Here is a 14,480-nt window from a genome sequence, read left to right on the forward strand (position 1 = left end):
GCGCATAAAACCTTTCGGCCGGTAATAGATTGAGGTCGTCGAGATGGACGCGTGCCGCAGATTGTCCCGGACCGTCGTCAATTCCGCGCCGCGCGCCAGCGCATGCGTCGCATGCGTGTGCCGCATCCAGTGCGGGCTGGCCTGCCGCAGTTTCTTGGCGGCGAGCGGGTGGTCGGCCTGAATCAACTCCGCCGCTTGCACGAAGAACCGTCGCAACACGGCCCACAGTCGCGTGCCCGTGATGCCGCCGGCCGGGTCTTGGCCAAGGCCGCCGATCAACGGGGTATGCGGGTCCCAGCGTGCCCGCGTGACGGGCAGGCCGCGCTCGACCAAATACCGGTCGAGCGTCACCCGCGCCAACGGCGGCAGCGCCACCTTGCCCGCCTTGGCCCCCTTGCCGACCAGGCTGAGCCAGTGGTCGCCATGGGCATCAATGTCGATGCCACCAAGGGTTGCGCTGACCAGTTCGCTGGCGCGCAGGCCGGTCGCATACGCGAAGTCGAGCACGAATCGCAGGCGCTGGGCCGCCGGCGCGTCCCACCCATAGGACCACTCCAGCCCGTTGGCGAGCGTGCGCACCAGCATCCATTCCCCCTCGGTGAACACGTGCGACGTATCCAGCTGCGCGGCACGCGCGCTGCCGCGCACCTTGATGCCCGCGAACGGATTCGCCAGCACATAACGTTGTTGGATCAGCCACCGGAACATGGCCCCGAGCACGGACAGGGCATAGGCCGTTGAACGCGGTGACAGGCCCTGCGCAAACGGGCGCCATTCGCTCGAGGTGCGTGGTCGAGGTGGCCCCACCCAACGCTTGGGCGGCGTCGGCCGGCGCAGGAAAGTTCGATAGGCAATCGCGTCCTCGGTGGTCAGCGACGACAGGGGACGCTCGCGCTCGACGATCGCCCACAGGATCAGCCGCTCCGCTTCCTTACGATAGGCCCGTTGGGTGGCCGGTGACTCGTGCAACGCCAGCCAGGCCTGGACCGCCTCGTAGTCGTTCGACGCGCCGAGGGTGCAGGTTTGCCGCGGGGCGCGGAAGGTCCCGGACGAGCCGTCGACTTCGTGGGGCAGGCGCAGGTGCTCCCAGGGCACGATCACCCCGCGGTCCGCCACGGCGATCAGCGCGCGGGCGCGCTCGGTCAGTTGCGGATGCTGGGCGAAGAAGGCCTCGATCCGCCGGGCGCTCGCCGAGCCCAGACCGGGCACCGCCGTCCACCAGCGACGCCGGCGCGGCACGCGCACCGTCAGGTCCGCCAGCGTCTCGATGCCGTGCGCGCGCAGCGCCTGCACGGCACGCGGCGGCAGCCACTGGCCGATGTCGTCGCCGACCTGCGGCTGCGGCGGGGGCAAGCGGCGCAGCAAGTCGACCGCTTGGCTGATTGCCTTCGCCCGCCCGACTCGCTCGGCCGCGCCGTGCTCGAACAAGGCGGCTACGTCCTGGCGCTGCCGGCGGCGCGCAAAATCGGCCAACTGTCGCCGGATGTGGCCGAGGATGCCGCGCGCAGACTGGCCGCTGGCCTTGCGCTCGCCCAGGTAGCGCACCACCGCGTCGCGGGCCGGCAGTCCCTCGTACCAGGCGCGTAGCGCGGCCAGCGACGCCGCATCGGGGAAGTCAGGCGGTGCCGGATGGGTCTGGGGGTTGGCTGGCAGCATTTTCATGTCTGCCAGTTTAGTGCATCGATGCGTCTATTACGATAAGAAAAGTTATCGCAATAGATGCGTGAAGCCATCGCTTGTAACAACAATTCGCTGATCTGGCTATCGTCACCATCTGAGCGTCAGGACGCTAGCCTTGGTCCTGAATGCCGCTGCCTCAGGGCTTTCCGCTCAGTGCACTGAGGAGATCAATTGGCAGTGGAAAGACAACGGTCGAGCTCTTGTCGCCCGCGATCTGTGTGAGGGTCTGCATATAGCGCAACTGCATTGCCTGAGGGGCCTTGGCCAGCATCTGTGCTGCCTCCAGCAGCTTCACCGAGGCCTGTAGTTCGCCCTCGGCGTGAATCACCTTGGCGCGCCGTTCCCGCTCAGCCTCTGCCTGGCGCGCGATGGCCCGGATCATGGTCTCGTTGAGGTCGACGTGCTTAATCTCAACGTTCGAGACCTTGATACCCCAGCTGTCGGTCTGGGAGTCGAGGGCTTGCTGGATATCAAAGTTGAGCCGCTCGCGTTCGGCGAGCATCTCGTCCAGCTCATGCTTGCCCAGCACCGAGCGCAGCGTGGTCTGCGATAGTTGACTAGTGGCTTCAAGGAAGTTGGCCACCTGGATGATGGCGTGCTCGGGGTCGACCACGCGAAAATACACGACCGCGCTGACCTTAACCGACACGTTGTCGCGCGAAATCACATCCTGCGGGGGGACATCCAATACCACGGTGCGCAAGTCGACTCTGACCATCTGCTGGACCAGCGGTATGATCAGCACGAGCCCGGGCCCCTTAACCTTCCAGAAGCGTCCCAGCATGAACACCACCCCGCGTTCATACTCTCGCAGAACACGAAAGGCGGAGATAACAAGCAGCGCGATCAGGAAGAGGACGCCGCCGGCGGTGATTTCGAATGCCATGATCAGGCTCCCTAGTTGATTGATTCGGTACTGTTGAACATGGGAATGTTGCATGCGGTCATAATTCGCCCTCGACCGTCAGCAGTGCCGTGTGTCGGATGGGCGCGCGGGTCCGCGTGACGGCCGAACACCGTCACTTTGCCGAGCGGCAGCGCATGCTGTTACGGCGGGCCTGCGCAATGCCTCCGCCCACCAGGCTGGCTATGCCCTTCGAGACATCGTTCGCGCCGTTGGCCCATGCGAGCAGGAGCACAACGGCCACAATGGCTGTAATCGTCATCGAGACCTTCGCGTCTGGTCGGGTGAGGCAACCGAAGCAAGCAACCGCGCGTCAGTCAGCGCCGAGGACGCGCCGGCGAATCAGCCAGTCGATCGACAGCTTCCCCGGACCGCGTGCCAGCAGGACTAGCAGCATGGCTGCCCACTGAATGTGCGTGGGCCACGCCAGCGGATAGACGAACACCTGGATCACCGTCGTCATGCCCAGCAGCACCAGGGCCACGGGGCGAGTCGCCAGGCCCACCATGAGTAAGACTGGCGCGGTCAGCTCGATCGAGACGGCCAGGTAGGCGGCTGGCTCGGGCGGGATCAGCGGGACGTTGTAGTCTTCCCGGAAGAGCTCCAGGGCCGATTCCCAGTTGGCGAGCTTGGCCATCGCCGAGTTCCAGAAGACCGTGGCGACCGCGAGTCGCAACGGGATGGCGAGGACGGTGTGGGGAACACGATCCAGCCATGCCAGCACGCGCCGCGCGCGCTCGACCAGCGTCATGGATGAACCAGTGGAATGGGTGAGATGGCTCATGACGAAGGCTCCATGGTTAGTCGAATGGCCGGCCGGACAGGCTGATGGCGGTGAAGCAGTCGGATGCCAGCAGCGTGGCAAGCCAGGCATGCGTTTCGGGCGAACGGGTTTCGTCCAGCGCAGCATGTAACGGACGCCCCGCGAACAGGGCTGCCGCGAAGCGCCATTGCCACGCGCTCAGGCGGTCGACTTCGACGCCGGACGGGGTCCGGTGGATGAGCAGCCAGACCGGGCCGGCGTTCAGCTCGATGGTCCCCATAGCACCATCGTCACCGCTTAACACAGCCCGCCAGATCACGTCGATTGGGAAGTCGGATTGCAACAGTCGCGCGGCGGGATGCGGCGTGAAGCACACCTCCCCCCGTTTGGCTTCCTCCAGTTGCGCGAGGCGAGCCAAGTCGAGCGACATCGCGTCGGGCGCGTGCAGCACGGTATTGACCGCCCTTTCGAGCCGGGCGGTGTCCGGTAGATAGGCCAGCGAGGCGGCCTGCGGCAGGCCCGCCAGGAACTCTGGAAAGGTCTCGCCAAACCTGTCCAGCCACGCGCTCCTTGGAGGGGAGTCTTCCATGAACAGCCTGGCGGCGCCTTCGAAGAACTCGGGGCCGACCAAGGCGTGGATGGCCGGATAGGACAGGCGCAGCGCCGTCACCAGTGTGCCGATGGCCGTGTTCCGGTAGATGCCGAGCCGCGCCTGCGGCGCGAGGCCGTCTTCTGCCACAAAAGCGGACATGTCACCATCCACGCCGTGCAGCAGGCCCTGGCCGATGGCGCGCTGCAACTCAAGCAGCGTAGGGGGATGCGGATGCATGCTGTTGCCTCTCCAAAGCCGCTTCGGCGATGACCGCCTCCTCCATCAGGATCTCGAGCGCGGGTACGTCGGTGTCCCATTCGATCAGCGTAGGCACCGGTCCGAAGCGTTGGAGCGCTGCCTCGTACAAAGCCCACACCGCGGGCGCGACGCGCGAGCCGTGATCGTCGATGCGCAGGGTTCGCCCCGGCTCGAGTTGCCGCACGCTATGGCCGGCCAGATGAATCTCACCGATCGCCGCCTGCGGTAGCGCACCCAGATACGTCATGGCGTCCCAGCCGTGGTTGCTGGCGCTGACATAGATATTGTTGACGTCGCAGAGGATGCCGCACCCCGTGCGGCGTGCGACCTCGGCCAGGAATTCCCACTCGGGAATGGTCGAGTGAGAAAAGCGCAAGTAGGTCGACGGGTTCTCGACGAGGATGCGTCGCCGCAGTACGTCCTGGACCTGGTCGACGTGCCGGCACACGATGGCCAGCGCCTCCTCGGTCATCGGCAGCGGCAACAGATCCGCGAGATAGGTTCCGCCGGCCACGCTCCAGGACAGGTGCTCGGAGACCAATCCCGGCTCGATCCGTGCAACTACCTCCCGCACGCGCGCAAGGTGGGCCAGGTCCAGCCCTTCGGCGCTGCCCAGCGACAGGCCAACGCCGTGCAGCGAGATCGGATAATCGCGTCGAATGGCGTCTAGATAACCGGGCGCGCTGCCGCCGCCCATGTAGTTCTCGGTATGCACCTCAAACCAGGCGACCGCAGGGCGCTCCTCTGCCACCACTTGGTGGTGCCGGAAGCGCAGCCCGACCCCGGCTCGCGCTGGGATCGGGCTTGGCCCGCGTTGCAGTGCAACAAACGCGGTATCCATCGTTCTGCTCGATCAGACGGCTTTTAGGTTGCCGCCCTGGATCTTGCCGCAGTCGCCGGCAGGCAGCAGCACGAACGATTTCGTATCGCGCGCCTTGGTCGCCTGTCCCGCGCACGAATGCGCGCCTTCGGCGCAGTCGTTCTTCGATACGGCGTTGATGCCGTAGCACTTTTCCAGCTTACCCTTCTCCATCCTGGCCATGTTGTCCTTGACGATCTGCGGCATGTCCTTCATGGGCTGCTGCGCCAGGCCCGGTGTGGCCGCCATGGCGAGGGCGAGCCCGAGGGCGGACGACAAGGTCGAAGCGGCCAACATATGCTTGCTCATCATGCAATCTCCTGAGAGTTGCGGCCCGAATCCGGGGCCGTGTCAGGATATTCGGCGGTACGCGAACAAAGGTTACATCTCTCCCAATATTTTTTTGCGCGACAAAATGGCTATTGTTGCCCATCCCCCGAAAATTGAAAATCATGCCTCCGCCGGTTCGGACGCCGCTCGCTGGATCTTGCCCCAGTAGGCCGGATCGGCGTAGTACGCGGCCAGCGCATCGATGTCGACGGGTGAGTTCGCGGGGCTGAATTCGAAGGAACCGAACAAGTTGACGTGCTGCCAGGCGACGGGCGACAAGCCGCGGATCAGTTCCATCGCATCGTGGTCGCCGGCGGCACGTTTCTGCTCGTACACGCGCGAGAGCAGCGCCACGTTGTAGTGGATGATCGCGTTGGCGATCAGGCGCGAGCACTCGTTCCAGATCTGTTGCTCCGCTTCGGTTTGGACACGGAACTTGCCGCTGTTGACGTAGGCAACCGCTCGCCGCAGCCGGTGGTACGCTTCGCCGCGGTTCAGGGCTTTCTGGACGCTCTGGCGCAGGCCGACATCGTCGATGAACTCGAGGATATAGAGTGTGCGGCACAGGTTGTCGAGTTCCCAGAGCGCCTTCTTCGTCTGATTCTGGCGCGTGTAACTGCTGAGCTTACGCACGATTGTCGCCTGCGTTACGTCCTTCTGCGCGAGCGAGGCCATGATGCGCTGGATGTTCGGCCACTCCCTGACGATCAGGTCATCGCGCGCCTTGCGCGACGGCCTGATCAGCCAGTCTTCGTAGCGGCTCGGGTGATGGAACCCAATTAGGCCGCCGGTCTTTTTGTGCAGGTCGCGGTACCGCGGCGCGAACTGGTAGCCGAATGCGTGCAGAATCCAGAAGTTGACCTGGTTGGTGCCGTGCGTGTCGGTCGAGTGCCGCTCGGGCTGGATATCCGACGTGTTGTTGTAGAGCAAATCGAATACGTAGTGGCTTTCGTGCTCGTGCGTACCGATGATGGTCGCGTTGACCGGCACGTGGTTGGCGACGAGCGTGCAGGCACTCACGCCTTTCTGCAAACCGAAGTACTTCGGTGAATGCCGGGCGTTGAAGGTATCGATCTGCGTCTCGAAGCGTTGTCCGTCGCTGCTCGAATGCACTTCGTCGCGGATGTCGAATAGATGAAAGGCTGGCAGGCTGGCGGTGGCGTTGCTGATCGCGTCGTTGGCGGCATGGAGGGTTTCGAGACGCAGATAATTGCGCGCCGTCGTCGCCATCGACGTATGACTGAGTCTCGAGACCTCAGCCATCTTCCGCAGCCCCATGTTGGTGCCCATGGCAACTATGCAGGCGAGGATTTCGCGCGGTTCGGCATCGTGCTTGACGTAGCGGTCGAGCACGTGAGTGAAAGCCCGCAGGAATCCCGTGCGCCCGGCAACGAACCACAGCAGATCGGCGATGCCGATACCAGGCAACTGGGCATAGAATGAGCCGTTGACCGTTTCGTCCGCATCCGGATACAGCAAGGCCCAGCGGCGCTGGTCATTGCGGCGGCTGACCTTGATATGCTGATTGTCGCCGCTCTCGATGCGCTGATTCACCAGTTTCAGTTTCGCTTCGATTGCCTCGTGGAAGGCCGTGAGCGTCTGCTCGATTGGGTTGAGCAGAACCGGTGCGCCAATATCCTTCAGCACCGTATCCTTGTGCTGCCAGCGCACGTCGCTAATCAGGTCGTCCTCGAAACGGCGGAACTCGGTGCTATGTTCGCCGAACACGTCGCCCGCCTCCAGCGCGTTGCGCAACAGGCGGTAGATCAGGAATTCATAGCGGTCGACATCCAGTCGCTTTCTCTTGCCCGGCTCCGAGGCGTAGAGGTAGCGCTGAAGGCTCTTCGGGATGAGGTCCATCGGGAAAGTCGATGGACTGGTCTGCCGGGGCGACTTGCGGTTGCGCAGCAGCGCCTGCAGGAAGACGATGCCGTCCAGCAGTGGTGCATCCTCAACCCGGCCGGCAAAGTCCAGCTCGGAGAACAGGTGGCGCAGATTCCGTTTGATGGTCGGCGACAGCGTCGTGTAGTGAGACCACTCGAAGCCGGCCCTGTCGAAGGCGACGTTGCGCATATAATTCGAGACCAGCGCAAACCGTTCGGGCTCAAGTAGGGAAAACGCTTTCTTCTTGACGCTGGCGAATGACGCATTGCCCGGTATCGAATCATCGACGAACAGGTTCAGAACCTTACCAGCGGCCTGCAGATGTGTGCTTGCATCGGTCAGCGCGCGCTGCATAGCCTCCTCCGCGGCCGCACGGGCCCACTTCTCGTACTGATCGACCAGATGAATGACCGCCTCGATCAGGTTGTCGTTGATCTGGCGAAAGCGGTAGTAGGCGAAACACAGCAGGTACAGCCTCGTGGTGGCCGCCGGCATGCGTTGAAGTTTGTAGACGGTGTAGAACTTGACGAGCGACGCATAGTACCGGCCGCTTTCCGTCGAGATCCCAGCCGTCTCAAGAAAATGACGGGCGAACGCATGCAGGGGCGCGAAGAATTGACGGCGCTCGACCTCCTGGCGAAGCTCCTTGTAACTGAAATCCTTTGGTTCGCGCTTGAGCACGCTGATCCGGTACGCCGATTCGCCAGCCTGCAGCAAGGCATCGAGCTGGCCCGTGATATCGGGCGTGAGCGCGTCGGCGAGCAGCTGCGTGATGCGCTTGCGCTCACCCGTCACTACCCGACCGACCATGTCCTGCAGGAACGTGTAGATTGGCGCGACAATGCGCTGCTGGTTCAGATACTGAAGTGTTTCGCGCAGGATGTAGATCGGCTGCGTTGAAAGCATAGCGATGCGCTGGGCGCGGTGTTCCAGTTCATCCTTGGCGCTGCTGTCGCAGAGCCGGAAGCCGAGCAGTTCGAGGACGGTGTGCTGCAGGGCACGCCGCGTCGGGTACGACGGCATGTTGATGGCCGACACGTCCTTGGTCGGAAAATGCCGGCGAAGGACGTGATGCAGATCGTCATGGATCGCGTACTGATCATAGTCGAAGAACTGGCGCTTCGCCTTGAAATAGCCAAGCTGCAGCGCCAGATGCACGGCGACTGAGGTGGTGCGCGAGTGAACGGCCCACCGTTCTGGCTCGCTCAGATCGAAGTATGCCTGCCGGTCTTCATCGGTGAAGCGTGGCAGTCCATACAATTCATCGATTTCGTGCTGGGTGAGGATCGACAGCCGATGGGAGCCGGCGGGAATGTGAGAGGTTCTGGTTGTGTGCATTCGATCGCGGGGCGAGTTCACAGGCATGGCGGATAGCTGTGAAGTCATGAACCTTGAGAGGTGGTGCGGCCGTCTTGCGGACAGTGCCCGGTTAGCGCCGGGGCAGCTTGAGCGCACCCGATAACACGGCGGCGGCCAGATCCTCGTCACTCATCCCCATGAGCCTGTCGATCGTGCCCGGGGACAGCTCTTGCGCAAGTGCAAGGATATCGCCCAGCAATGCATCGAACCGGTCGAGGCGGGCGCTCAAGTGCGCGACTTCATCCCGCTGTGCCGGCGATAGCGCCAGGGCCTGCCAGCGCGACACCTGTTCACGATGGACCGGCAGAAAATCCCGCTGTTCACCGTAGACCTGCGTCACCCGTGCGAGCGTGGCGTCATCCAGGACATGCGGGCGGGTACGGCATTGCAGCAACCCGTCGTAGGCCGTTTGCCCGTCGGTCAACTGGGCGCCAATCAGGCCGGCGATGAGCGGCAGCGCCTCGATTGGCTGCCAGTTCGGTGTGGGGGGCGGACGCGCGGTTTCGATTCATGGCTCGTGACTGCGATGTGGGTGGCAATAACGCGGTTCCGGCCTTTCCGCCCCGGTACGGGTGCGGGAAGGCGGAGCGGAAAATTCTAGCCTATGTGATCAACGAGCCTGCAGCACAGTGCGCCGATGCGGCAGATAGCCGCGCCGGCATTGGCTAACGGGCGCGTTTTGAACGGCTCTGCGGGACGACGGGATGAGCCTGAGCTTCCATCCGTCCCTGCAGCAGAGCAAGCTGCTGCGCCAGGGCATCGCGCTCTTTCCGAAGCTCGCGCGCCTCGTCCGTCGCGCTCGCGAACTGCTGCTGCATGCGCTCCGCCAAGCGCTGCTGGCTGGCCGCCTCGGCCGACAACTGCTGGACCTGACCGACAAGCTGCTCATTTCTCTGCTGCACCTTGGTCAGCGCCGCTTCCGCGCGCCGCTGGGCTTCCTTGGCCTCATTGGCTTGCAGCATGACGTGCTTCTGTACACCTTCCAGGCGCTCGGTCGCCTTGTCGACCTCGGCCCGAGCTGCCACTTCCCGCTGCTCCAGCGCAGCGCGCAGGGAGTCCAGTTCGCGCGGCGAACTTGGCCTATTCATCGATGCCAGCGAACTTCCCTATCTCGACGCGCTGATGTGGGAGCAAGGCTATCTCGATGGGACCCAGATGGCGGGTGCCTTCCAGCTGCTGCACTCGCGCGATCTGATCTGGTCCCGATTGATGCGCGAATACTTGCTGGGCCAGCACCCCGAGCAGACCGATCTGATGGCCTGGAACGCCGATACCACGCGCTTGCCCTACCGCATGCATAGCGAAAATCTGCAACGGTTGTACCTGCACAACGATCTGGCCGAGGGCAGGTACTGCGTGAACGGGCGGCCGGTGGTGCTCGCCGACCTCAAACAGCCCATCTTTGTCGTCGGCACCGAACGGGACCATGTGTCACCTTGGCGCTCCGTGTACAAACTCCACCTGCTGACCAGCACTGAGATCAGTTTTCTGCTCACCTCGGGCGGACACAACGCGGGCATCGTCTCCGAACCCGGTCATGCCGGACGTCGCTATCGTTTCAGCACGCGGCCCAAGGACGGCCCCTATTTGAGTCCGAACGAATGGTTCGCCAAGACACCGATATGTGAAGGTTCGTGGTGGCCGTGCTGGCAGCAGTGGCTGGCCGTGCATTCCAGCGAACAAAGCGCACCGCCCGCCTTGGGCGGGGGCACCGTGCTGGATAATGCCCCCGGCACTTACGTACTCGCGCCCTGAGTACGCCACTCCTATCGTCCCACCCAACCGAGCAGCCACCCGTCACCTCATCACGACCGCAGCCACAGCGCGTATCGGTGGCCCACCGCGCCCGTGTGCGTCGGGCCAACCGCCGATGGAGGTGGCTCGACCCACCCGGCTAGGGGTCGCTTCCCGTCTGGAGCCTCGCCTGGCGCCGGTTACCGGGCGGCGAAGGCCTGAGCCATCTGGCGTGTACGCTTGACTTCGTCGCTTTGTAGACAGATCGAGGTGGTGGCCACGGATGCATGGCGGAGATTGTCGCGGACGGTGGGCCTCCGCTCTGGATGCTCGCCGAACACCGCCTACTGACCACGCATCGCGTCGCCGCTGCCGTCACGTTAGTAATTGTCGGCGGACTGCTGCCACTGCACATCCGGCTCGCATGGCGCGTCCAGCGCAATCGAGTTTCAGGCATCGTTTCTCTTGCGGTCATGGCCCTCCTAGCCGGCACAAGCTTGTTGCTCTACTACGGCGATGAAGAATCGCGAGAGTGGGTGCGATGGACCGTCTGATGCACCGCTCCAAACTCCTTGAATTCGAAGGCAAGAGCTTCCGCCTCAAGGTAGCTGCCAACAGGCTTGCCGTTTCTGAAAAGGCCGATTCATAATCTACTCGTCCTGCCTGGGGGAATTTAGCCGACCACAAGTGGGGGAGTTTGACGTGACCATCCGGGCAATCAGTGGCTGTTACAAGACGTCACAGTTGTGTTGACCCACCAAAACATAACGGATCGGCGAGGAGCTACAATCGCGACAATCTTAGGCAAGGATCGCAGAAATGAAACATCTTTGGGCCTTAGGCGCGGTCGGCAGCGCTCTCCTCTTCAGCATGAGCAGCGCTCGCGCACAACCGCATGTCAACGTTGATGTCGGCATCGGCGTTGCGGGATCCCCTCACGTGGCGCCCGCTCCCGTATACATGCAGCCTGCGCCGGTGGCAGGCCCGGCCCTAGTCTATTACGAGCCGTATTGGCGAGGCCGGGGCGGGCGCGAGCATGAGTGGGGTGAGCGCCGTTGGCGAGAACGCGAATGGCAGGGCCATGAGGGCGACCGCCGCGAACATGGCCGGCACGGCCGGCACGATGACTGAATCGCCGACTCGGCCTGACTGCGATCGGCGCACTCACCAAGATCGCGGCTTGCTGAAACGGAGTCCGGCACAAAAAAGCCGGCTTCAGTGTGCCGGTGCAACAAGCTGGTCATCCGCTGAGCGGACGACACGTTGTTTTCCGAGGCGAGCCCTTCAGAACCATAAGCGCACGCCTGCAACAATTCGCATATCTGTCACGCGCTCGCCGTCATCTCGTGCCAGACTCGCCGTTTTCCCAATCTTTCGGCCCCAGACGACGCCGATATAGGGTGCTCAGCGGACTGTCTTGCAGCAGGCCCCAGCGGCGCGGAAGGCCGGGTTGAGCGCCGCCGATCGCTACTGGGCCGCCAAACCGCCGCTGGGGCCTGCTGCGGGATTTCGGCGCTGACCGGGATGGATCGGCCGAGGTGGATAGGTTGCCCGTTGGCATGACCTGCCGAAGGATTCGTGCCACGAATATTTTGCGCCGTAAGGGGCACTTTTTTGGGCGCAAAAATTACAATTGCGCAAGAGAACGAATTGCTGAGCTGGAGTGAGTAAACTTTATTATGAGGTCTGGTTACCAAAAGCCGCGATTGCCGTTGGACCTTCGGTCACGAGTCCAGGTTTCTTGCGCGACCTGAAATTCTTGTGGCTGCCTGAATCTCGAGGGGAGAATGTCAAGGGAGGCTGAATGAAAAGCAGGCAAGACGGCAAACGCTCGGAAAAATCTTGATGCATATTGCGCCTGCGATGTTCGCCACAGAATTCACTTGAGGTGGGAGGAGGCAAACAGGAGGCAAACCATGAGCACGATTCGCGCTGCCGCGGTGACTGCTTCGGCGATGATTTTTGTAGGGTGCACCGTAACCCCAACTGCGGCCTACTACGACGATATTTACACTCCTGCGTACTATTCGGGGATTCCCAGCGCTGGCTACCCATATTATGGGTACCCGTATTACCCTGGATACTATGGGTATGGAGGCGCCCCGCGGTATGGCTACGCTTACTACGGAGGCTTCTTACATGGCGGAGGCCATCACGGAGGCCATGGTCTGGGCCATGGTGGAGGTCATGGTCTGGCTGGAGGCCATGGCGGAGGTCACGGTGGGGGAGGTGGTGGAGGCCATGGCGGAGGTCACGGTGGGGGCCACGGTGGAGGCCACTAATCGACGTAGGAGCGATTGAAGTGTTTGCAACTCGGACAAGCCTAGAAAGAAGGGCGTGATGCAGGCGCTCCCCGATTCGATTCAGCTGACCAGGTCGAGCGAGTATAGCGGCGGCCCACGACAGAAGCCATCGACGTCGTTGGGCCGGTAGTCATGACTAAGAAGGTGTCCTGCAGCGTTTCCTTGCCACGCATCCAGGTGGAGGTGCCAAGCCAACCAGCGAGATGCCAATGTCTCTCCCACTTCGCCGTCTCCACTCCACGTTCTGGTCCTGCAGGGAGGCGGCACACCTAGTTGCCTATCAGGCGATGGAGGAGCCGGTATGCTCCCCTACTGGATCATCGGCACATCGATTGGTCCCATCAATGGCGCGCTCATTGCTGGCAATCCGCCCCAGCACAGGCTTGCGCGGCTGCGTGCCTTCTGGCACCTTGCGGCCTATGCCTCGCCCACCCTGCCGCCCCTGCTGCCCCTGCTGCCGGCCGTTGCCGCATACTGGAGCATGATCCGTAGCCTGGTGTTGGGCGCGCCGGGATGGTTCACGCACAAGGCGCTGTGGGAAATCTCGTCCGCCTGCTTGCTGCCCCATCGCCAGAACAAGCTGAAAAGACTTGCCGCGTGGTTGCTTCTGAGCGTCGCGCCGCTGAGCGCATATGCGGCGATGACCTTTCTACATTCCCGCAGCGCCGTGGTGTACGACGTCGATCATGACCAGGTCTTGCTGGAAAAGAACCCAGACGACGTGGCGCCGCTCGCCTCGCTGACCAAGCTGATGACTGCGATGATGGTGTTGGACCAGGACCCGGCACTGGATGAAGCGCTGAACGTCGATAGCGCCGACATCGACCAGATTAAGCACTCGTCGTCCCGCATCCCGATCGGTGTGACCCTCACACGCAGGGAGATGCTGCGCCTGGCTCTGATGGCGTCGGAAAACCGTTCTGCCTCCGCGCTGTCGCGCGCCACAGCCGGTGGGCAGCCTGCCTTTGTCGAGAAAATGAATAAGAAAGCCAGCGAGCTAGGTATGCTGAGCACCCATTTTGAAGAACCGACGGGACTGTCGCCACGCAATCTTTCTAGCGCGCGCGACATCGTGAGAATGGCCAATGCGGCATCGCACTATCCGCTGATTCTTGAGTTCACCACGCTTTCCCGCTACGGGGTGGAAGTGGGCGGCAGGATGCTGTTATATCGCAATAGCTCGCCGATGATAAACCGGCCGGGATGGGACATTCAGCTCTCAAAGACGGGCTTCATCAACGAAGCCGGCTACTGCATCGTGCTGGAGGTCAATATGCAGAATGGTCCGGTGATCATTGTACTAATGGGCGCGGCGTCTCGCCGCATGCGCTCGGCCGACCTGATTTCGATTCGAAATTGGCTGGAAGGCAAGGCGGCGCCTGGCGCCACACTGCAAGCTGCTTACCCGAGCAGGCCGGTTCATCGCCATAAGGCGAAAGCCGTGCTGCACAAGGGCAAGTTCCAGCTCGGTACCGATTCGACGAGATCGGCTTCAAAGGCGCAAGGGCCCGGCGCCAAGCGAAAAGCGGGGACGCGGCACCATGGGGGCATTTCAAAACGATCCTGACGCGGTTGGAAGTATCTTGACGTCGGATCTGGCTTGGCAAAGAGGCGCGGCCTCGGTAGCGAGTCCAAGCGTCGCCAGGTTGGGCAGGGAGGTCATCGCGGCCTGTCGTCGCGGGATTTTCCACCCATGATGGTCGAATGCGGGTTCGAGGTCGCTGCCAGTGCCATCCGGGGCTGGGTTCATCGACCGGACGGTTACTTCGCGCACACTACGTATTGATCTTGCCCCCGAAGAGTGGAGTTCTTAG

General features: G+C 62.7%; 13 protein-coding genes and 2 pseudogenes. 4 read left to right on the forward strand and 11 right to left on the reverse strand.

Translation table 11 applies throughout. From position 1 onward, the window contains the following. From CF70_RS15370 to CF70_RS15410, 9 genes are all read right to left on the reverse strand, one after another. A partial coding sequence (locus CF70_RS15370) for a phage integrase family protein (RefSeq protein WP_035866180.1) occupies positions 1–1,656 on the reverse strand: 1,656 nt, incomplete at its 3' end. Positions 1,657–1,816: 160 nt separating this feature from the next. Then, entirely contained in the window at positions 1,817–2,566 is a 750-nt protein-coding gene (locus CF70_RS15375; RefSeq protein ID WP_035866197.1) for a slipin family protein, read from the reverse strand. A gap of 331 nt (positions 2,567–2,897) precedes the next feature. Further along, the gene (locus CF70_RS15380; RefSeq protein ID WP_414629454.1) at positions 2,898–3,335 is read right to left on the reverse strand and encodes a DoxX family protein; all 438 of its coding nucleotides are present in this window, start codon (positions 3,333–3,335) and stop codon (positions 2,898–2,900) included. 49 nt (positions 3,336–3,384) lie between these two features. After that, positions 3,385–4,176 carry a DNA-binding domain-containing protein gene (locus CF70_RS15385; protein WP_035866186.1) on the reverse strand — a complete coding sequence of 264 codons (792 nt, stop codon included), beginning with the start codon at positions 4,174–4,176 and terminating at the stop codon, positions 3,385–3,387. Continuing rightward, on the reverse strand, positions 4,148–5,038 hold the full coding sequence (locus tag CF70_RS15390) for a DUF692 domain-containing protein (protein ID WP_035866189.1): 891 nt from the start codon (positions 5,036–5,038) through the stop codon (positions 4,148–4,150). The genes CF70_RS15385 and CF70_RS15390 overlap by 29 nt, the downstream gene beginning before the upstream one ends. A gap of 12 nt (positions 5,039–5,050) precedes the next feature. Then, positions 5,051–5,365, reverse strand: coding sequence for a DUF2282 domain-containing protein (locus tag CF70_RS15395; protein ID WP_035866199.1), 315 nt, complete (start codon positions 5,363–5,365; stop codon positions 5,051–5,053). 141 nt (positions 5,366–5,506) lie between these two features. Then, positions 5,507–8,608, reverse strand: a complete 3,102-nt coding sequence (locus CF70_RS15400; protein ID WP_051648506.1) for a Tn3 family transposase — start codon at positions 8,606–8,608, stop codon at positions 5,507–5,509. A 91-nt stretch (positions 8,609–8,699) separates the two neighbouring features. Further along, positions 8,700–9,053, reverse strand: coding sequence for a hypothetical protein (locus tag CF70_RS37840; RefSeq protein WP_235185059.1), 354 nt, complete (start codon positions 9,051–9,053; stop codon positions 8,700–8,702). Positions 9,054–9,294: 241 nt separating this feature from the next. Continuing rightward, the gene (locus tag CF70_RS15410) at positions 9,295–9,591 is read right to left on the reverse strand and encodes a hypothetical protein (RefSeq protein ID WP_152561823.1); all 297 of its coding nucleotides are present in this window, start codon (positions 9,589–9,591) and stop codon (positions 9,295–9,297) included. A 79-nt stretch (positions 9,592–9,670) separates the two neighbouring features. Between CF70_RS15410 and CF70_RS15415 the strand changes: the two are divergent. Next, a pseudogene (locus CF70_RS15415) lies at positions 9,671–10,384 on the forward strand (PHA/PHB synthase family protein); the annotation flags it as partial. Between the two features lie 179 nt (positions 10,385–10,563). Here CF70_RS15415 and CF70_RS38795 read toward each other — a convergent pair. Further along, a pseudogene (locus CF70_RS38795) lies at positions 10,564–10,671 on the reverse strand (integrase); the annotation flags it as partial. Here CF70_RS38795 and CF70_RS36960 point away from each other — a divergent pair. Further along, positions 10,651–10,917: a hypothetical protein gene (locus tag CF70_RS36960; protein WP_200876756.1), complete on the forward strand. Its 267-nt coding sequence runs from the start codon at positions 10,651–10,653 to the stop codon at positions 10,915–10,917. The pseudogene CF70_RS38795 and the gene CF70_RS36960 sit on opposite strands and share 21 nt — an antisense overlap. A gap of 730 nt (positions 10,918–11,647) precedes the next feature. Here the strand turns inward: CF70_RS36960 and CF70_RS38590 are convergent. Then, the gene (locus CF70_RS38590) at positions 11,648–11,758 is read right to left on the reverse strand and encodes a copper resistance protein B (RefSeq protein WP_081862191.1); all 111 of its coding nucleotides are present in this window, start codon (positions 11,756–11,758) and stop codon (positions 11,648–11,650) included. Positions 11,759–12,472: 714 nt separating this feature from the next. Between CF70_RS38590 and CF70_RS36635 the strand changes: the two genes are divergently transcribed. Further along, positions 12,473–12,664, forward strand: coding sequence for a hypothetical protein (locus CF70_RS36635; protein WP_160172268.1), 192 nt, complete (start codon positions 12,473–12,475; stop codon positions 12,662–12,664). 303 nt (positions 12,665–12,967) lie between these two features. Next, positions 12,968–14,233, forward strand: coding sequence for a serine hydrolase (locus CF70_RS15430; protein WP_235185060.1), 1,266 nt, complete (start codon positions 12,968–12,970; stop codon positions 14,231–14,233). The last annotated feature ends 247 nt before the right edge of the window (positions 14,234–14,480 follow it).

The sequence above is a fragment of the Cupriavidus sp. SK-3 genome (genome assembly GCF_000611145.1).
Classification (GTDB): Bacteria; Pseudomonadota; Gammaproteobacteria; order Burkholderiales; family Burkholderiaceae; genus Cupriavidus.